This window comes from Schleiferilactobacillus shenzhenensis LY-73 (assembly GCF_000469325.1).
Lineage (GTDB): Bacteria > Bacillota > Bacilli > Lactobacillales > Lactobacillaceae > Schleiferilactobacillus > Schleiferilactobacillus shenzhenensis.
On record NZ_KI271586.1, the window covers coordinates 125629 to 140582 of the forward strand.

The 14954-nt window shown below is 60.8% G+C and carries 15 protein-coding genes; 14 read left to right on the top strand and 1 reads right to left on the bottom strand.

Features of this window, described 5'->3' with window-relative positions; genetic code table 11:
* The first annotated feature begins 416 nt into the window (after positions 1-416).
* The 13 genes from gmk (at position 417) to L248_RS06085 (ending at position 14001) form a co-directional block, all read left to right on the top strand.
* Entirely contained in the window at positions 417-1031 is a 615-nt protein-coding gene (gene gmk / locus L248_RS06025) for a guanylate kinase (RefSeq protein ID WP_040535160.1), read from the top strand.
* A gap of 3 nt (positions 1032-1034) precedes the next feature.
* Positions 1035-1286: a DNA-directed RNA polymerase subunit omega gene (rpoZ, locus tag L248_RS06030; RefSeq protein WP_022529248.1), complete on the top strand. Its 252-nt coding sequence runs from the start codon at positions 1035-1037 to the stop codon at positions 1284-1286.
* Between the two features lie 79 nt (positions 1287-1365).
* Complete coding sequence (gene coaBC, locus L248_RS06035; protein ID WP_022529249.1) at positions 1366-2568, top strand: bifunctional phosphopantothenoylcysteine decarboxylase/phosphopantothenate--cysteine ligase CoaBC; 1203 nt, start codon at positions 1366-1368, stop codon at positions 2566-2568.
* 26 nt (positions 2569-2594) lie between these two features.
* Positions 2595-5000, top strand: coding sequence for a primosomal protein N' (priA, locus tag L248_RS06040; RefSeq protein WP_040535163.1), 2406 nt, complete (start codon positions 2595-2597; stop codon positions 4998-5000).
* A 21-nt stretch (positions 5001-5021) separates the two neighbouring features.
* The gene (gene fmt, locus L248_RS06045) at positions 5022-5990 is read left to right on the top strand and encodes a methionyl-tRNA formyltransferase (RefSeq protein WP_051999877.1); all 969 of its coding nucleotides are present in this window, start codon (positions 5022-5024) and stop codon (positions 5988-5990) included.
* Entirely contained in the window at positions 5983-7311 is a 1329-nt protein-coding gene (gene rsmB / locus L248_RS06050) for a 16S rRNA (cytosine(967)-C(5))-methyltransferase RsmB (RefSeq protein WP_022529252.1), read from the top strand. The genes fmt and rsmB overlap by 8 nt, the downstream gene beginning before the upstream one ends.
* A 22-nt stretch (positions 7312-7333) precedes the next feature.
* Positions 7334-8086, top strand: coding sequence for a Stp1/IreP family PP2C-type Ser/Thr phosphatase (locus tag L248_RS06055; protein ID WP_022529253.1), 753 nt, complete (start codon positions 7334-7336; stop codon positions 8084-8086).
* Positions 8073-10091 carry a Stk1 family PASTA domain-containing Ser/Thr kinase gene (gene pknB / locus L248_RS06060; RefSeq protein WP_022529254.1) on the top strand — a complete coding sequence of 673 codons (2019 nt, stop codon included), beginning with the start codon at positions 8073-8075 and terminating at the stop codon, positions 10089-10091. Before L248_RS06055 ends, pknB begins: the two co-directional genes overlap by 14 nt.
* Positions 10088-10996 (top strand): ribosome small subunit-dependent GTPase A, encoded by a 909-nt coding sequence (rsgA, locus tag L248_RS06065; protein WP_022529255.1) that lies wholly within the window; start codon positions 10088-10090, stop codon positions 10994-10996. Before pknB ends, rsgA begins: the two co-directional genes overlap by 4 nt.
* 30 nt (positions 10997-11026) lie before the next feature.
* On the top strand, positions 11027-11683 hold the full coding sequence (gene rpe / locus L248_RS06070) for a ribulose-phosphate 3-epimerase (RefSeq protein WP_022529256.1): 657 nt from the start codon (positions 11027-11029) through the stop codon (positions 11681-11683).
* Positions 11680-12336, top strand: coding sequence for a thiamine diphosphokinase (locus L248_RS06075; RefSeq protein ID WP_022529257.1), 657 nt, complete (start codon positions 11680-11682; stop codon positions 12334-12336). Before rpe ends, L248_RS06075 begins: the two co-directional genes overlap by 4 nt.
* A gap of 253 nt (positions 12337-12589) precedes the next feature.
* Complete coding sequence (locus tag L248_RS06080; RefSeq protein ID WP_022529258.1) at positions 12590-13243, top strand: ABC transporter ATP-binding protein; 654 nt, start codon at positions 12590-12592, stop codon at positions 13241-13243.
* Complete coding sequence (locus L248_RS06085; protein WP_022529259.1) at positions 13240-14001, top strand: ABC transporter permease; 762 nt, start codon at positions 13240-13242, stop codon at positions 13999-14001. The genes L248_RS06080 and L248_RS06085 overlap by 4 nt, the downstream gene beginning before the upstream one ends.
* 111 nt (positions 14002-14112) lie before the next feature.
* Here L248_RS06085 and rpmB read toward each other — a convergent pair whose 3' ends face one another.
* The gene (gene rpmB / locus L248_RS06090) at positions 14113-14298 is read right to left on the bottom strand and encodes a 50S ribosomal protein L28 (protein WP_022529260.1); all 186 of its coding nucleotides are present in this window, start codon (positions 14296-14298) and stop codon (positions 14113-14115) included.
* 149 nt (positions 14299-14447) lie between these two features.
* Here rpmB and L248_RS06095 point away from each other — a divergent pair, with 149 nt between their 5' ends.
* On the top strand, positions 14448-14687 hold the full coding sequence (locus tag L248_RS06095; protein ID WP_022529261.1) for a hypothetical protein: 240 nt from the start codon (positions 14448-14450) through the stop codon (positions 14685-14687).
* The last annotated feature ends 267 nt before the right edge of the window (positions 14688-14954 follow it).

Sequence of the window (14954 nt, forward strand, 5' to 3'; positions counted from 1 at the left end):
TTCCTACCCAATCGGAAGATTCGTCGTACCAGGACATATTCGCCGGAGATGCCGTCAGAACTTCACACTTCCGGGCAACTGCTGTATCGTCCGTGGAGGAAGCTGCCAGGGTTTCGTGTCGAGTAAGACATTCCCAGTTTCCCAGAATGTAGGGTGACGGAGGGCGGAGCGGGTGGAGGCTCAGTGGTGGAAACTGCACGAAATCTTTCGCAAAGACCGCGAAAGATTTCGATGCAGTTAGGCGTGTTTGAGACCGCGTACTTTGCGGGCTCAATCCGCCGTCACCACGTTCCAGCCCCGCCAGCGGAGCCCGGAGTCACCCGGTGCAGAGGAGGACACTCACTGCCGCCGCGCTCTACTTGAAAAAAACGGCTGATTAGTCCAAAATAGTCGTTAAAACACAAGAGGAGACAAAGATGTCAGATCGTGGAATGTTGATCGTTTTATCCGGCCCATCCGGTGTGGGCAAAGGGACTGTCCGTCAGGCGATGATGGCCGACTCGTTCAAGGACTTCAAGTACTCCGTGTCCATGACTACCCGCACACCCCGGCCAGGGGAGAAAGACGGCGTGGACTATTACTTCCGCACCAAAGAACAGTTCCAGCAGCACATCGCGGATGGCGAAATGCTGGAGTGGGCGCGCTATGTGAACAATTTCTACGGCACCCCCCTGGGGCCAGTGAACAAGACGCTGGACGAAGGGCAAGACGTGCTCCTGGAAATTGAAGTCAATGGCGCGATGCAGGTCCGCGAGAAGTGTCCGGATGGTGTCTTCATCTTTCTCACCCCGCCGGATCTGCAAGAACTGAAACAGCGGATCGAGAAGCGCGGCACGGATGACGCCGCCACGATCTTGAAGCGCATGGAGAAGGCCCGCAACGAGATCAAGATGATGGAGAATTATGATTACGCCGTCGTCAATGATAAGGTGGACCTGGCTGTAAAACGTATCGAGAGCATCATCACCAGCGAGCACAATCGCGTGCCCCGGGTGATCGATCGCTATCGCAAAATGATTGGAGTGAAGTAGTCGATGATTAGTTACCCGTCGATTGATGATTTATTGAAGCGTTATGATTCCCGCTACTCTCTGGCGGTGCTGTCCGCGAAGCGCGCCCACCAGTTAGAGAAGGGCGATCCGAAAATGCTCAGCAGTTACGAGTCCCCCAAGACCGTGGGCATGGCCTTGGAAGAAATCGCCAAGGGCAAGGTCATTATTGACCCGGATTCTGTTCTGCTCGAACACGAGGCCGAGAAGAAGCTGAAGAAGCAAGAAGACCAATAATTAGGGATGAGAAAAGGAGGGACCTCGCGGCGTGTACACGAGGGCCCTTTTTTCGTTGAAAGCGAGGAGATCGTCAGTCATGTCTGCACTGCACATTGCCCTGTACGTCACCGGCGGGATTGCTGCCTACAAAGCGGCGCCGCTGGTGCGGGCGTTCATTAAGGCCGGCCACAGCGTGCGCGTGGTGATGACGGCCCACGCCACCGAGTTTATTACCCCCCTGACCATGGCCACCTTGAGCCAGCAGCCGGTGGCGCTGGACAACTTTGCCCCCCCTCGACCTAGCGAAGTGAGCCATATTGCGCTGGCCGATTGGACCGACGTCGCCATTGCCTACCCGGCCACGGCTAACTTCATCGCCAAGATCGCCAACGGGCTGGCCGACGACATGGCCAGTACGACCTGGCTGGCGACCACCGCCCCGAGGATCGTTTTCCCGGCGATGAACGGCCATATGCTCCACCAGGCGGCTACGGAGCGCAACCTGAACCAGTTGGGTACGGACGGCGTCGTGGTGGCCCCCACCGGCACCGGCTTTCTCGCTGAAGGTTATACGGGCGAGGGCCGTTTGTTGGAACCGGCAGCAGCCCAGGACTTCGTCACTTACGTCATGAGTCGGCGGCAGGGGCGTCTGCAGGATGTGCACGTGGTGATCACCGCTGGCGGTACCCAGGAACCGATCGACCCGGTGCGCCGCTTAACCAACCGCTCCAGCGGCAAGATGGGCTATGCGCTGGCTGCGGCCGCCTTGCAAGCGGGTGCTAATGTCACCCTGATCAGTACCACCGGGCGGCAGCCGCCCTTCGGTATCACCTATGTCCCTGTGACCGACGTCCGCCAGATGCAGCAGGCGCTGACTGCCCGTTTCGCTGCCAGCGACATCGTCATTATGGCCGCCGCAGTGGCCGATTGGCGGCCGGCCCGCGTCGCCCAGGAGAAGATCAAGAAACAGCCTGGCCAGGAGACCTGGCAGCTGGATCTGGTCCGCAATCCCGACATCATCGCGGGATTGGGCGCCCAGAAGACCCACCAATTCCTGGTGGGCTTCGCCGCCGAGACCCAAGACCTTATCGCCAATGCCGAGAAGAAGCTGGCGGCCAAGCACGTGGACATGCTGGTGGCCAACGATGTCGGCAAGCCCGGTATCGGCTTCGGTGCCGAGGATAACGCCGTCGTCCTGCTCCAGTCCGGCACCGCGCCCCAGTATCTGCCGAAGGCGCCGAAGACGACGATCGCCGCCCAAGTGATCAGCGCCATCGCCGCTGCCCGCACCCCAGATTAAGTTCAAGGAAGAAAGGAGGCCTCATGATGGCCCAAACAGCGCAAGTGATCGTCGACGTGGCGACCCGGCAAACGGATCAACCCTATGACTATGCGATCCCCGAAACGCTCGCCGATCAAGTCGAACCCGGTGTCCGGGTCATCGTGCCCTTCGGCCGCCGCAAGCTCCAGGGCTTCGTGGTGGGTCTCAGCGACACCGCCGCATTTGACGGCAAGCTGAAAGCGATTGAACAGGTGTTGGATTTAACGCCCGTCCTGGACCCTGAGTTGCTGGCCTTGTCCAAATGGGTGGCGACGACCACCTTCTCTTTCTGGATCGCCACCATGCAGACGATGCTGCCAGCGGCCATGCGGGCGAAATATGACCGGACCCTGACCTGGACCGCAGATGAAAAGCCGGCGGACGGGTGGGGACAAGCACTATTCCGGCACGCCCGGACCGTGCCCTATCCGGACACGCTGACAGCGGCCCAGACTCGCCAGCTGCGGGCATGGGTCAAGGCCGACCAGCTGACCGTTGACTACATCGTGCATAACCGGGCCAAGGCCAAGACCCAGAAGGCGGTGAAACTGGCGCCCGGCAAGGCCTTGACCAGCGCCGCTGCCCCGAAGAACGCCAAAGCCCAGCAAAAGCTGCTCACCGGTTTGCAGACGAAACCGTTCACCGGCGTGCTTACCCAGCCGGTGGCTGCCGCCCGTTACGGCGTCTCCGTGGCCACCGTCCGGCTGGCTGAAAAAGCCGGCTGGCTGCAGTCCACCACCGTGAATATTCGGCGCAATCCGCTGGCCATACGGCCAGAACGAGATCAACCGAAGCGGTTGACCGCCGACCAGCAGCAGGCGGCGGATCAGTTTGTCGCTGCCGTCGCCGCCAAAACGCCGCAGACCTTTCTGCTCGAAGGGGTCACCGGGTCAGGCAAGACCGAAGTGTACCTGCAGACGATTCAAGCCGCCCTGGACGACGGTCGTACCGCGTTGATGCTGGTGCCGGAAATTGCCCTGACACCGCAGATGGTGCACCGCGTCCTCGCCCGCTTCGGCGACGCCGTAGCCGTGCTTCACAGCGGGTTGTCCGATGGCGAAAAGTTCGATGAATGGCGGCGGATCCAGCGGGGCGAGGCGCGCATCGTCGTTGGCGCGCGCTCGGCTGTTTTTGCCCCGCTGGCCAACATCGGCGTGATCATTATCGACGAGGAGCACGAGACATCCTATAAACAGGACGAGGCGCCCCGTTACCACGCCCGCAACGTGGCGCTGCACCGGGCCAAGACCTTCCACTGCCCGGTGATCCTGGGCAGTGCCACGCCGTCGCTGGAGTCCCGCGCCCGGGCCGAGAAGGGGGTTTACACCCTGGTGCGGCTGCCCGAGCGGATCAACGACCGGCCCCTGCCGCCGGTGCACATCATCGACATGCGCAAGAACAGCGGCGCCCGGGTGCAGCCAGATTTCTCCCCAGAACTGGTAGCGGCGCTGGAGAACACCTTGGCGAAGCACGAGCAAAGTGTTCTCCTCCTGAATCGGCGGGGGTATTCCGCCCAGGCGATGTGCCGCAACTGCGGCTGGATCGCCCGCTGCCCGAACTGCGACATCTCACTCACGGTGCACCGGGCGGCGCGCAAGCTGGTCTGCCATTACTGCGGCCACGAGGAGCCGATTCCCACCCGCTGCCCCGTCTGCAACAGCGACAAGATCCGCTTCTTCGGGACGGGTACAGAGAAAGTGGAAGACACCCTGCAAAAGATCCTGCCCACCGCCCGCATTCTGCGCATGGACGCGGATTCGACCCGCAAGAAGGGCGGCCATGCCCGCATCCTCAACGCCTTCGGCAAGGGGCAAGCGGACATCCTCCTGGGCACGCAAATGATTGCCAAGGGACTGGACTTCCCGACCGTCACTCTGGTCGGCGTCATCAACGCCGATACGGCCCTGGGAATGCCAGACTTCCGAGCCAGCGAGCGCACCTTCCAGCTGCTCACCCAGGTGGCCGGCCGGGCCGGCCGCGGCAGCAAGCCGGGCAGCGTCATCATTCAGACGTACAACCCGGACCACTACGCCATTCAGCTGGCTGCGCGGCAGGACTACGAAGGCTTCTTCCGCCGGGAGATGCGCCTGCGCCACCAGGGCAAGTATCCGCCGTATTACTACACGGTGCTGCTCACCATTTCCGCTCCCAGCGAGACCGTCACCGCTCAGGAGAGCTACCGCATCGCCGGGGACTTGAAGCCGCTGCTCAGCCAGACGGCGATCGTCCTCGGACCCACTCCGCGGAGCATCACCCGCATCAATAACCGCTATTATTACCAGATTCTGGTCAAGTTTAAGAAAGAACCGGCCCTGGGCCGCGGTCTGCACAACCTGCTGACCAATTCCCAGGCGCTGCTCAAAAACAAGGTGCAAGTCGCCATCGACTTTGAGCCCCAGCAGATCATGTAACAGACAAGGAGAAAAGAATTCATGACATCGATCGTATTTATGGGTACCCCTGATTTTTCTGTTCCCGTCCTGCAAGGGCTGGTGGATGCCGGCTACACCATCAAAGCCGTCGTCACCCAGCCGGACAAAGCCGTTGGCCGCAAGCAGCGGCTGCAAAGTTCCCCGGTGAAGAAGCTGGCCAGCCAGTTAAAGCTGCCGGTGCTCCAGCCGGCCAAGCTGAGCGGCAGTCCGGAGATGGCCGAGATCATCCAAATGGCCCCGGACCTGATCATCACCGCTGCCTTCGGGCAATTCCTGCCGACTAAGCTGCTCAAAACGGCGCGCATCGCCGCGGTCAACGTCCATGGCAGTCTGCTGCCCAAGTACCGGGGCGGGGCGCCGATTCAGCGCGCAATCATGGCCGGCGACCCGGAGACGGGCATCACCGTCATGTACATGGCGAAGAAAATGGACGCCGGCGACATCATTGCCCAGAAGGCCATTCCCATCGCCGCCGATGACGATGCCGGCACGTTGTTTGCCAAGCTGGCCATCGTCGGCCGGGACCTGTTGCTGGCTCAGCTGCCGGACATCATCCACGGTACCGCCAAGCGGATCCCCCAGAATGAGGACCAGGTGACGTTTGCCTACAATATCCAGCCGGCCGAAGAAGAATTGGACTTCCGCCGCTCCGCTGCGGCACTGGAGCGCCAGATCCGCGGTTTGAAGCCGGACCCGGGCGCCTATTTGCGGCATGCCGGCGAGCGCATTAAGGTGTGGGGGGCCATCGTTCGGGAAGACAGTCCGGCTCATACGCCGGGCACCATCGTCGCCAAGGGCAAGCACGAGTTGGCCGTCGCCACCGGCAACGGCGCCTTGGCGATCACCCAGCTGCAGCCGGCGGGGAAGGCCAGTATGCCGATCACCAGCTACCTGAACGGGGCCGGCCAGCATCTCCAAGTCGGTGATACCTTTGCCGACTTGCCCGCCGCTGAGGCTGCCCATGAGTAAATTCAATCCTGCCCGCAACCTGGCGGTCACCGTGTTGACGGCAGTGATGCAGCGGGGGGCGTACGCCAACATTGCCCTGGACGCCGCCCTGCGGGAGACGCCGCTGACCAGCGTGGATACCGTCCTGGCGACGACCATCGTTTACGGCAGCCTGCAGCATTGGCTGACGCTGGACTGGCAATTGGCGCCTTTCTTACACGGCAAGAAAGTGGAACCATGGGTGCACACGCTGCTGCTCACGGCGCTGTACCAGATGACCGCCCTGGACCGGGTACCGGACCGGGCGGTGCTCTTCGATAGTACAGAAATTGCCAAGAAACGGGGCAATCCCGGTCTGGCCAAGCTGATCACCGGGGTGCTGCGCCACGTTCAGCGGCAGGGACTCCGCGATCCGCAGACGATCAGCGACCCGGCGGAGCGCCTCAGCATCGGCGAAAGCTTGCCCCGCTGGCTGGTGGATCAGTTCACCGCGATTTATGGGGCAGAAAAGACGGCCGCCATCGCCCGCAGCGTCAACACGCTGCCCCGGCCGACGCTGCGAGTCAACACCCCGGCCTTCACCGTGGCCCAGGTCCAGGCCATGCTCCAAGACGAGGGCATCGCCACCACGGCCAGTACGGTCAGTCCCGTGGGGCTGGTGGCCGAGGGCGGTCACCTGGCCGCCACGGCGGCGTTCAAGGCCGGCGCCTTCACCATTCAGGACGAGAGTTCCATGCTGGTGGCGCCCACCCTCACGGTGCAGCCCGGTGACACCGTACTGGACGCCTGCGCCGCCCCCGGCGGCAAGACCACCCACCTGGCCAGTTACGGCGCCCAAGTCACGGCTTTGGACATCCACGCCCACAAGGTCCGCTTGATTGAGCAAAACGCGGCCCGTCTGCACCTGAGCGATCGTATTCACGCGGAAGCGCTGGACGCCCGCCAAGCGGCGGCCCATTTTGGAATGGCCAAATTTAATAAAGTTTTAGTCGATGCCCCTTGTTCCGGGCTGGGTTTACTGCGCAGAAAACCGGAAATCCGGTATACTAAGAAGGCAGACGATATTGCCCGGCTGCCCCAGATCCAGGGGGCGATCCTCGATGCCGTGGCGCCCACCGTGACCCCCGGCGGTGCGCTGGTTTACAGCACCTGCACGATGCTGCCGGCGGAGAACGGGGACGTGGTGGCGGCGTTTTTGACCCGCCACCCGGAATTCAAACAAGTCGCTGTCCCGCTGCCGCCGCAGCTGACCGCCACGGCCACCGTGCCGGCGTTGCAGCTGACCCCGGACGACATGGGCAGCGACGGATTCTATATTGCCAAATTAGTGAAACAGGGATAAGCAGTCAATGAAGAGGTGCACGATGGAATACGCCTATCAATCCGATGTCGGCAGACGGCGGGAGGACAACCAGGACTTTGCCGGCGTCTTTAAAAATGAAGCCGGGGCGCTCTTTGCCGTTGTCGCAGACGGAATGGGCGGCCATCAAGGGGGCGACGTCGCCAGTGAAATGGCGGTGTCGCACCTGGGGCACGACTTTTCTCAAACCGACATGCACACCGTGGAAGACGCGGTGAAATGGCTGATCTATGATCTCCAGCGGGAAAACGACAAGATCCTGGCCGTGTCCGACCATTATGCGGACTTGCGGGGGATGGGCACCACCTTCGTGGCGGTGCTCGTCGTCGGCCATCAGTATATCGTGGCGAACATCGGTGATTCCCGCTGCTACCGGTTCAGCCACGGCGAATTGGAGCAGCTCACCGAGGATCATTCGCTGGTCAACGAGCTGCTCAAGCACGGGGAGATCTCCCCGGAGGAAGCCAAGCATCACCCTCAGAAGAACGTGATTACGCGCACCCTGGGTGTCTCCAGCGATGCGGACGCGGACGTGACGGTCTTCGACTTCGGTCCCGATGACACGCTCTTGCTGTGCAGCGACGGGCTGACCAACATGGTCTCCGACGATGAATTGAAGGAGGCCCTGGGCGGCCCCGGCACCTTGGACGACAAGTGTGCCCAGCTGATCGGCTGGGCCAACGATGCCGGCGGCTTGGACAATATTACGGTATTGCTGATGCAGCGGACGGGGGGTGCCCACCATGATGGAGAATAACTACCTGCTGGCCGACCGCTACCGCATCAAGAATCTCCTGGGCGAAGGCGGCATGGCCAACGTCTATTTGGCCCACGACGAGATCCTTGACCGCGACGTGGCCGTCAAGGTCCTGCGCCTCGACTTGCGCAACGACCAGGAGACCCAGCGCCGCTTCCAGCGGGAAGCCAAGGCCACCAGCGAGCTGAACCACCCGAACATCGTCTCGATCCTCGATGTCGGGGAAGAAAACGGCATGCAGTACATCGTCATGGAGTACGTCAAGGGCGAAGACTTGAAGAAATACATCGTCAAGCATTTCCCCATTCCGTACCAGCGGGTCGTCGACATGATGGAGCAGATTCTGTCCGCTGTCGCCCACGCCCATGCCCACGGGATCATTCACCGCGACCTCAAGCCCCAGAACATTCTGGTGGACGAAGAGGGCAACGTGAAGATCACCGACTTCGGCATCGCCGTCATTCTTTCGGATAACTCGATCACCCAGACCAATTCCCTCTTAGGCTCGGTCCACTACCTCTCGCCCGAACAGGCCCGGGGGCACATGGCCACCAAGCAGTCGGATATTTATTCGCTGGGCATCATTCTGTATGAAATGCTCACCGGTTCCGTGCCTTTCGAGGGTGAATCGGCTGTTTCTATTGCCATCAAACATTTCCAAAACGAAATGCCGTCGGTCCGGGATTACGATCCGCGGGTACCTCAGGCATTGGAGAATGTGATCCTCAAGGCCACCGCCAAGGATCCGTCCCAGCGCTACGCCACTGTGGTGGACATGGCCACGGACCTGAAGACATCGCTGTCGCCCAAGCGGGCCGGCGAACCCAAGTGGCACCCGGACCACAGCAAGGACTTGGAAGAAACCAAAGTCCTGCCGGCCATCGCCGCGGCGGCGGAAGCCGCCCACCCGCAAACCGCGGACGCAGCCACGGCCGACAGTGGCAGCGCGCCGGCGGCGCCCGAAGCAGAGCAAGCGCCCGCGAAAAAGAAGAAGAAAAAGAAGCCTTGGTGGTTCTGGGCCAGTATCGCCGGCGGGGCGCTGCTCGTCATCCTCATCGCCGTCTTCTTTCTGACCGCGAAGAAGGACGTCAAGGTACCGGACTTGGCCGGCTTGACCCAGGAGCAGGCGGAGACGACGCTGAAGAACGCCGACTTGACCATCGGCACCGTAGAGAAAGAATATTCCTCGTCCGTGGCGAAGGGCGACGTGATTCGCTCGATTCCGGCCCGGGGCCAAGTGATCAAGCAGGGTAACACCATCAACCTGGTGGTCTCCCGGGGTAAGAAAGGCTACAAGCTGGGCGAATACGTCGGCGATGCCTATGCGACGGTGGCCGAACGGCTACGGGCACAGAAGATCACCGTCAAGCGGGAGTATGCGAACTCGGCGGACGTTGCCCCCGGCGAGATCATGCGTCAGTCGCCTAAGGCCGGCAAGACCGTCATCCCCGGGAGCGACACCGTCACCCTGACCGTGTCCCGGGGTAAGAAGCAGATCGTGCTGCGCGACCTTTCTAACTATACCAAGAAGAGTGTTCAGGATTACGCCGACGAGAACGGGCTGAACGTCACGTTCCACCAAGGGTATTCTGACACTGTCACCGCTGGCCTGGTGATGAGCCAGGACCCCGCCGCCGGGACCAGTGTCACCGCAGATACCAATATCGTCGTGGTGCTCTCCCAAGGGGCTAAGCCGACCAAGACGACGAATATCACCCGCACGGTCCAGATTCAATATCAGGCCCCAGCGGATGATACGTCTAGCAGTAGTGCCAGCGACGCCACCAGTTCGGCCAGCAGCAGTACGGCCAGCACGCCGGTGCCCAACGACATTGTCATCTACATCCAGGACAAGTCCCACAGCCTGAACACGGTCTACCGCCAGTTCACGATCACCAAGGACACGACCGTGGAGCTGCCCTTCACGGTGGACTCTGGGCAATCCGCGCACTATAAGATCACCCGGGACGGCACCGTGATCGCTGATGAGACGGTGAATCCATGAGTGAGAAAGACGAATTGACCGGCCGCATCACCCAATCCCTGAGCGGCTACTTCGATGTTCTGGCCAGCGACGGTCAGACTTACCGGACACGCGCCCGAGGTAATCTGCGTCATACGAAACAGAAGCCGGTGGTGGGGGACAAGGTCGTCTTCACGGTGGGCGACGATGCCGACCACGTGAATACGCTCCAAGCAATCCTGCCGCGGGAAAACGTGTTGCAGCGGCCGCCGGTGGCGAACATCGACCTGGCCGTGGTGGTCACGGCGGTGGTCCAGCCGGCCTTGCAGCTGAACCTGCTGGACCGGCAACTGTTGAGCCTGGCCCAGCAGCACATTCAGCCGCTGCTGTACCTGGCCAAGACTGACCTGCTGACAGACGCCGGCTGGACAGCGCTGCAGCCGGTGATTACCGGTTACCAGGCGATCGGTTACCCGGTCATCGCCCCGCAGACCGCGTTTGCCCCGGCGGCCTTGGCGACCCTGCAATCCTATTTTGCGGAAAAGCTGGTCGTTATCACCGGTCAGACCGGTGCCGGCAAGTCCACGCTGCTCAACCACCTGGCGCCGGCGCTGGGCTTGGCAACCAACACCATTTCCCAAGCGCTCCACCGGGGCAAGCATACCACCCGCCGGGTCACACTATATCCCTTGGCCGGGGGCCTGGTGGCCGATACCCCCGGCTTCTCCGCCATCGACCTGGCGGCCATCGACAAGTACACCTTACCCACACTGTACCCCGAATTCACGGCGGTGGCCGACCAGTGCCGGTTCCGCGGCTGCTTGCACCTGCAAGAGCCCGGCTGTGCCGTCAAGGCGGCGGTGGCTGCGGGCACGATCATGGCCAGCCGCTATGACAACTACGTGCAGCTGCAAGCCGAAGCGGCCGACCGCAAGCCCCGTTACTAAACAGATTTTTTCAGAAAGTTGGTTAGACATATGACCTTACGCATTGCCCCCTCGATCCTCAGCGCCGATTTTGCCAACCTGGCCCACGCCGTGAGCCAGGTCGAAGACGTCGGCGACCTGCTGCACATCGATGTGATGGATGGACATTTTGTTCCGAACCTGGCCTTTGGGCCGCAAGTGGTGGCCGCCTTGCGGCCGCTCACCAAGCTGCCTTTGGAAGTGCACTTGATGGTCGAAAAACCGGAGAATTTCGTTGATGAGTTCATCAAAGCCGGTGCGGACACCATCCTCGTCCACGCTGAAAGCACACCCCACTTATACCGGGTGATTCAGCTGATCAAACAGGCCGGCCTGAAGGCGGGGGTGGTGCTGAATCCCGGCACGCCCCTGGAATCCGTCTCCCCGGTCTTGCCGCTGATCGACGAAGTCCTGGTCATGACGGTCAATCCCGGGTTCGGCGGCCAAGCCTTTCTCCCTGACATGCTGCGGAAAGTGGCCCATGTGGCCCAGTTGCGGGATACGACGGCCAATGCGGACTATGCCATTGAAGTGGACGGCGGGGTCAACGCCGACACCATCGGCGACTGCGCCAACGCTGGGGCCGATACCTTCGTGGCCGGTTCCTTCGTCTTCGCCCACGATGATCCGGCCGCCCAAGTGAAACGATTGCGGGGCTTGATCGAATGAAACACATTGGGTTGATGCTGGGCGGACCGGAGGAACTGTGGCCGGCCCAGCTGGCCAGCGATATTGATGCGCCGATCACGGCGTGGGTCGGCGTGGACCGTGGCTCGCTGCGTCTGCTAGAGCGGGGGATCACCCCGGTCACGGCGGTGGGGGACTATGATTCTTTGAAACCCGCCGAGCGCCACCGAGTGGAACACGCCGTTCACGATATGCGGTATGCACCGCCGGAGAAGGACGACACCGACTCCGAACTGGGCTTGCAGGTCGCCTTCGAGGACCTGCGCGCCGATGCGGTGACCATTTTCGGTGCCACCGGCGGCCGGCTGGACCATCTCCTGGTCAATCTGTTCATGATGGCCGAACCGCGGTTCAAGGCGTACGCGCCGCACATCGCGGTGGTGGACCGGCAGAACCTGATCCGCTTCTTCCTGCCGCCGGCCCAGCTGGTGTGGCCGCGCACGGGGTACCCGTACATTGGCTTCGTCAACCTGACGCCAGTCACGGACTTTTCCATCCGCAACGCGAAGTACCCGCTGATGCCGTTCGCCAGTGATTATCCGGTGTCGTGGGCGAGCAACGAGTTCCTGGGCGAGCAGCCGATTCAGATTCTGTTCAGCAAGGGGATCATTGCGGGGATTTACAGCAAGGACTAAGGCAGAAAGACCTCTGCAGGCCGGGCAACTACGGGCTGCGCCGATTTGGGCTGAACCAGAGATACTGATGGTAATCTCAGACTCGGAGCCAAAGTCAATCTCAAAAAATGGGTCACCATTCGTTACCGCCTCTGCGAGGTGCGCATGGTGACCGTTTTTTTGTTCTCCCTCATTTTTTGCAAGCATATTCCGTGCATTGGGTCGCCACGTAGATTATAATCATTATTAAGTACGAAAGAGGGGGCATTACTGGATGGCTGAACCGATTTTTGTTTTAGATGATGTGGGCGTCGTGCTGGGGGGAAAGACGCTTTTGACCGGGATCTCGTTTTCTGTGGATCCAGGGGAGTATGTGACGATTAGCGGGCCGTCGGGGTCGGGGAAAAGTACGCTGCTGCGCGTGTTGGCGACGTTGCTGACGCCGACCAGTGGGACAGTGACGTTTGCCGGCCGGCTGCAATCGACGTACGAGAAAACGGCTTACCGGCGGCGGGTATCGTATTGTTACCAGCAGCCGAGTCTGTTTGGCGATACTGTGCGGGATAATTTGACTTTCCCTTTCCACATTCGCCATGAACACGCGACAGACGCCCAGTTGACCGCGGCTTTAGCAACGATGCAATTAAGTGCCGAGATGCTGGACAAACCAATCATTGAGCTCTCCGGTGGAGAGAAGCAGCGGGTGGCGCTGGCGCGCAATCTGCTGTTCACGCCCCAGGTGCTGTTACTGGACGAAGTGACGACGGGTCTGGACGCCGACACGAAGACGACCGTCCACCGGGTCATTGAGGATTATCATCGCCGCGGCACGACCGTCATTGCCGTGACCCATGACGAGGGCGAGATCGCTGTGGCCCACCGGCTGTTGACGATTGAAGCCGGAAGATTGGCGGTGACCGCCGCATGAATCAATTAACCGTCACGCCCACCGCGCTCCTGTTTGCGGTAGCGCTTGTCCTGATCGCCCTGATCATCAGCTGGCGGCAGAAGATTGGCTTGGAGAAAGACCTGATCATTGGCGTCGTCCGCGCCGTCATTCAATTGACCGTGGTCGGCTACGTCCTGACTTACATCATCAAGGTCAATCGGGCGGGGCTGACGCTCCTGATGGTCGCCATCATCATCTTTAATGCCGCCTGGAACGCGAAGGGGCGGGCGAACGGGATTCCCCACGCCTTTCTTATCAGCCTGCTGGCCATCACCGTGGCCACCAGCACCACCATCGTCTTGCTGGTGCTGGCTCGGGCGATTGCCTTCATGCCCAGCCAGATCGTGCCCATCTCCGGTATGATCGCCAGCAACGCCATGGTCGCCATCGGCCTTGCTTACCGCAGCCTCAACAGCCAGTTCAGGGATAAGCGGCAGGGGCTGCTGGAACGGCTCGCGTTAGGCGCCACGCTCCACCAGACCGCCATTGACGTGGTCCGGGAAGCCATTCGGACCGGCATGAGTCCCACCGTGGACTCGGCGAAGACCGTCGGCCTGGTCAGCCTGCCCGGCATGATGTCCGGCCTCATCTTCGCCGGCGTCGACCCCACCAAGGCCATCATGTACCAGATCATGGTCACCTTCATGTTGATGGCCGCCACCAGCATCGGCAGCACCATCGCCGTCTACCTGGCCTATCCCCAATTCTTCAACCCGGATATGCAGTTGCGTAATTAGGGCAGAAAATACAAAAATCGCGGTATTGATCGTCCCGAAGGACTGTCAATACCGCGATGTTTTGTCGATTGTGATGTTCGCGAACATAATAATCGGTGTGTTACGATGCGCTTAGACGCGCGTCAACTTGCCAGACTTCATAGCCCGAGCAGAAACGTAAACGCGCTTCGGCTTGCCGTTGACCAGAATACGAACCTTGTGCAGATTCGGCTTCCAAGAACGACGAGCGGAGTTCAGCGCGTGGGACCGCTTGTTACCAAATTCTGTCTTGCGGCCGGTAATAAAATCCTTTGCCAAAACGATTCCCTCCTTACAATGACCAAATGGTCCAAAATCACTTATCTAAGTTACCATACGGCCCCAGCCAATGCAAGACCCTTTCAAGTATTTTTCCTTGACAGCCCCTCTGGACAGCCGGCATACAATAGCAGAAAGGAGGCCAGACCATGGCCCAACTCTTCATCCTCATCGTCCTCGTCACCAGCGCCATCTTAGCGAGCCGCTCCAATCCCCACCAAGACCTCGCCGCCGCCTTCTTCATCCTCGCCCTCCTGGCCCTGCTCCATACCCAGAACCGCCTCTCCCACCTAGACTGGCCCCTCTGGCTCTTCACCATCCTGGCCATCGTTCTGTTACTGATCCAGCACTGGTTCAGCGATCGGGCAGGGCACACACATCATGAGTGAAGTGGCCCGCCAAGATCATCTGATGATTCTTATGGCGGGTATCAAGTAAGCTACAATTCCTTCAGATTGGTTAGCCAAGCTGGCACCGCACGGTCGGTTTTTCATTGCTGAGGGATGTGTGCGAGTTCGTCAGGGCGAGGAGATTCCCGTCTTCCCAGACAGTAGAGTGGCGTAGGCGAAGCAGGATGGGTGTCAGCCGTGAAATTGGTTGCGTGACAGAACTCGTATTCCAACATGACTGAGTGCCAACGCGTAGCAAGCGGAGGC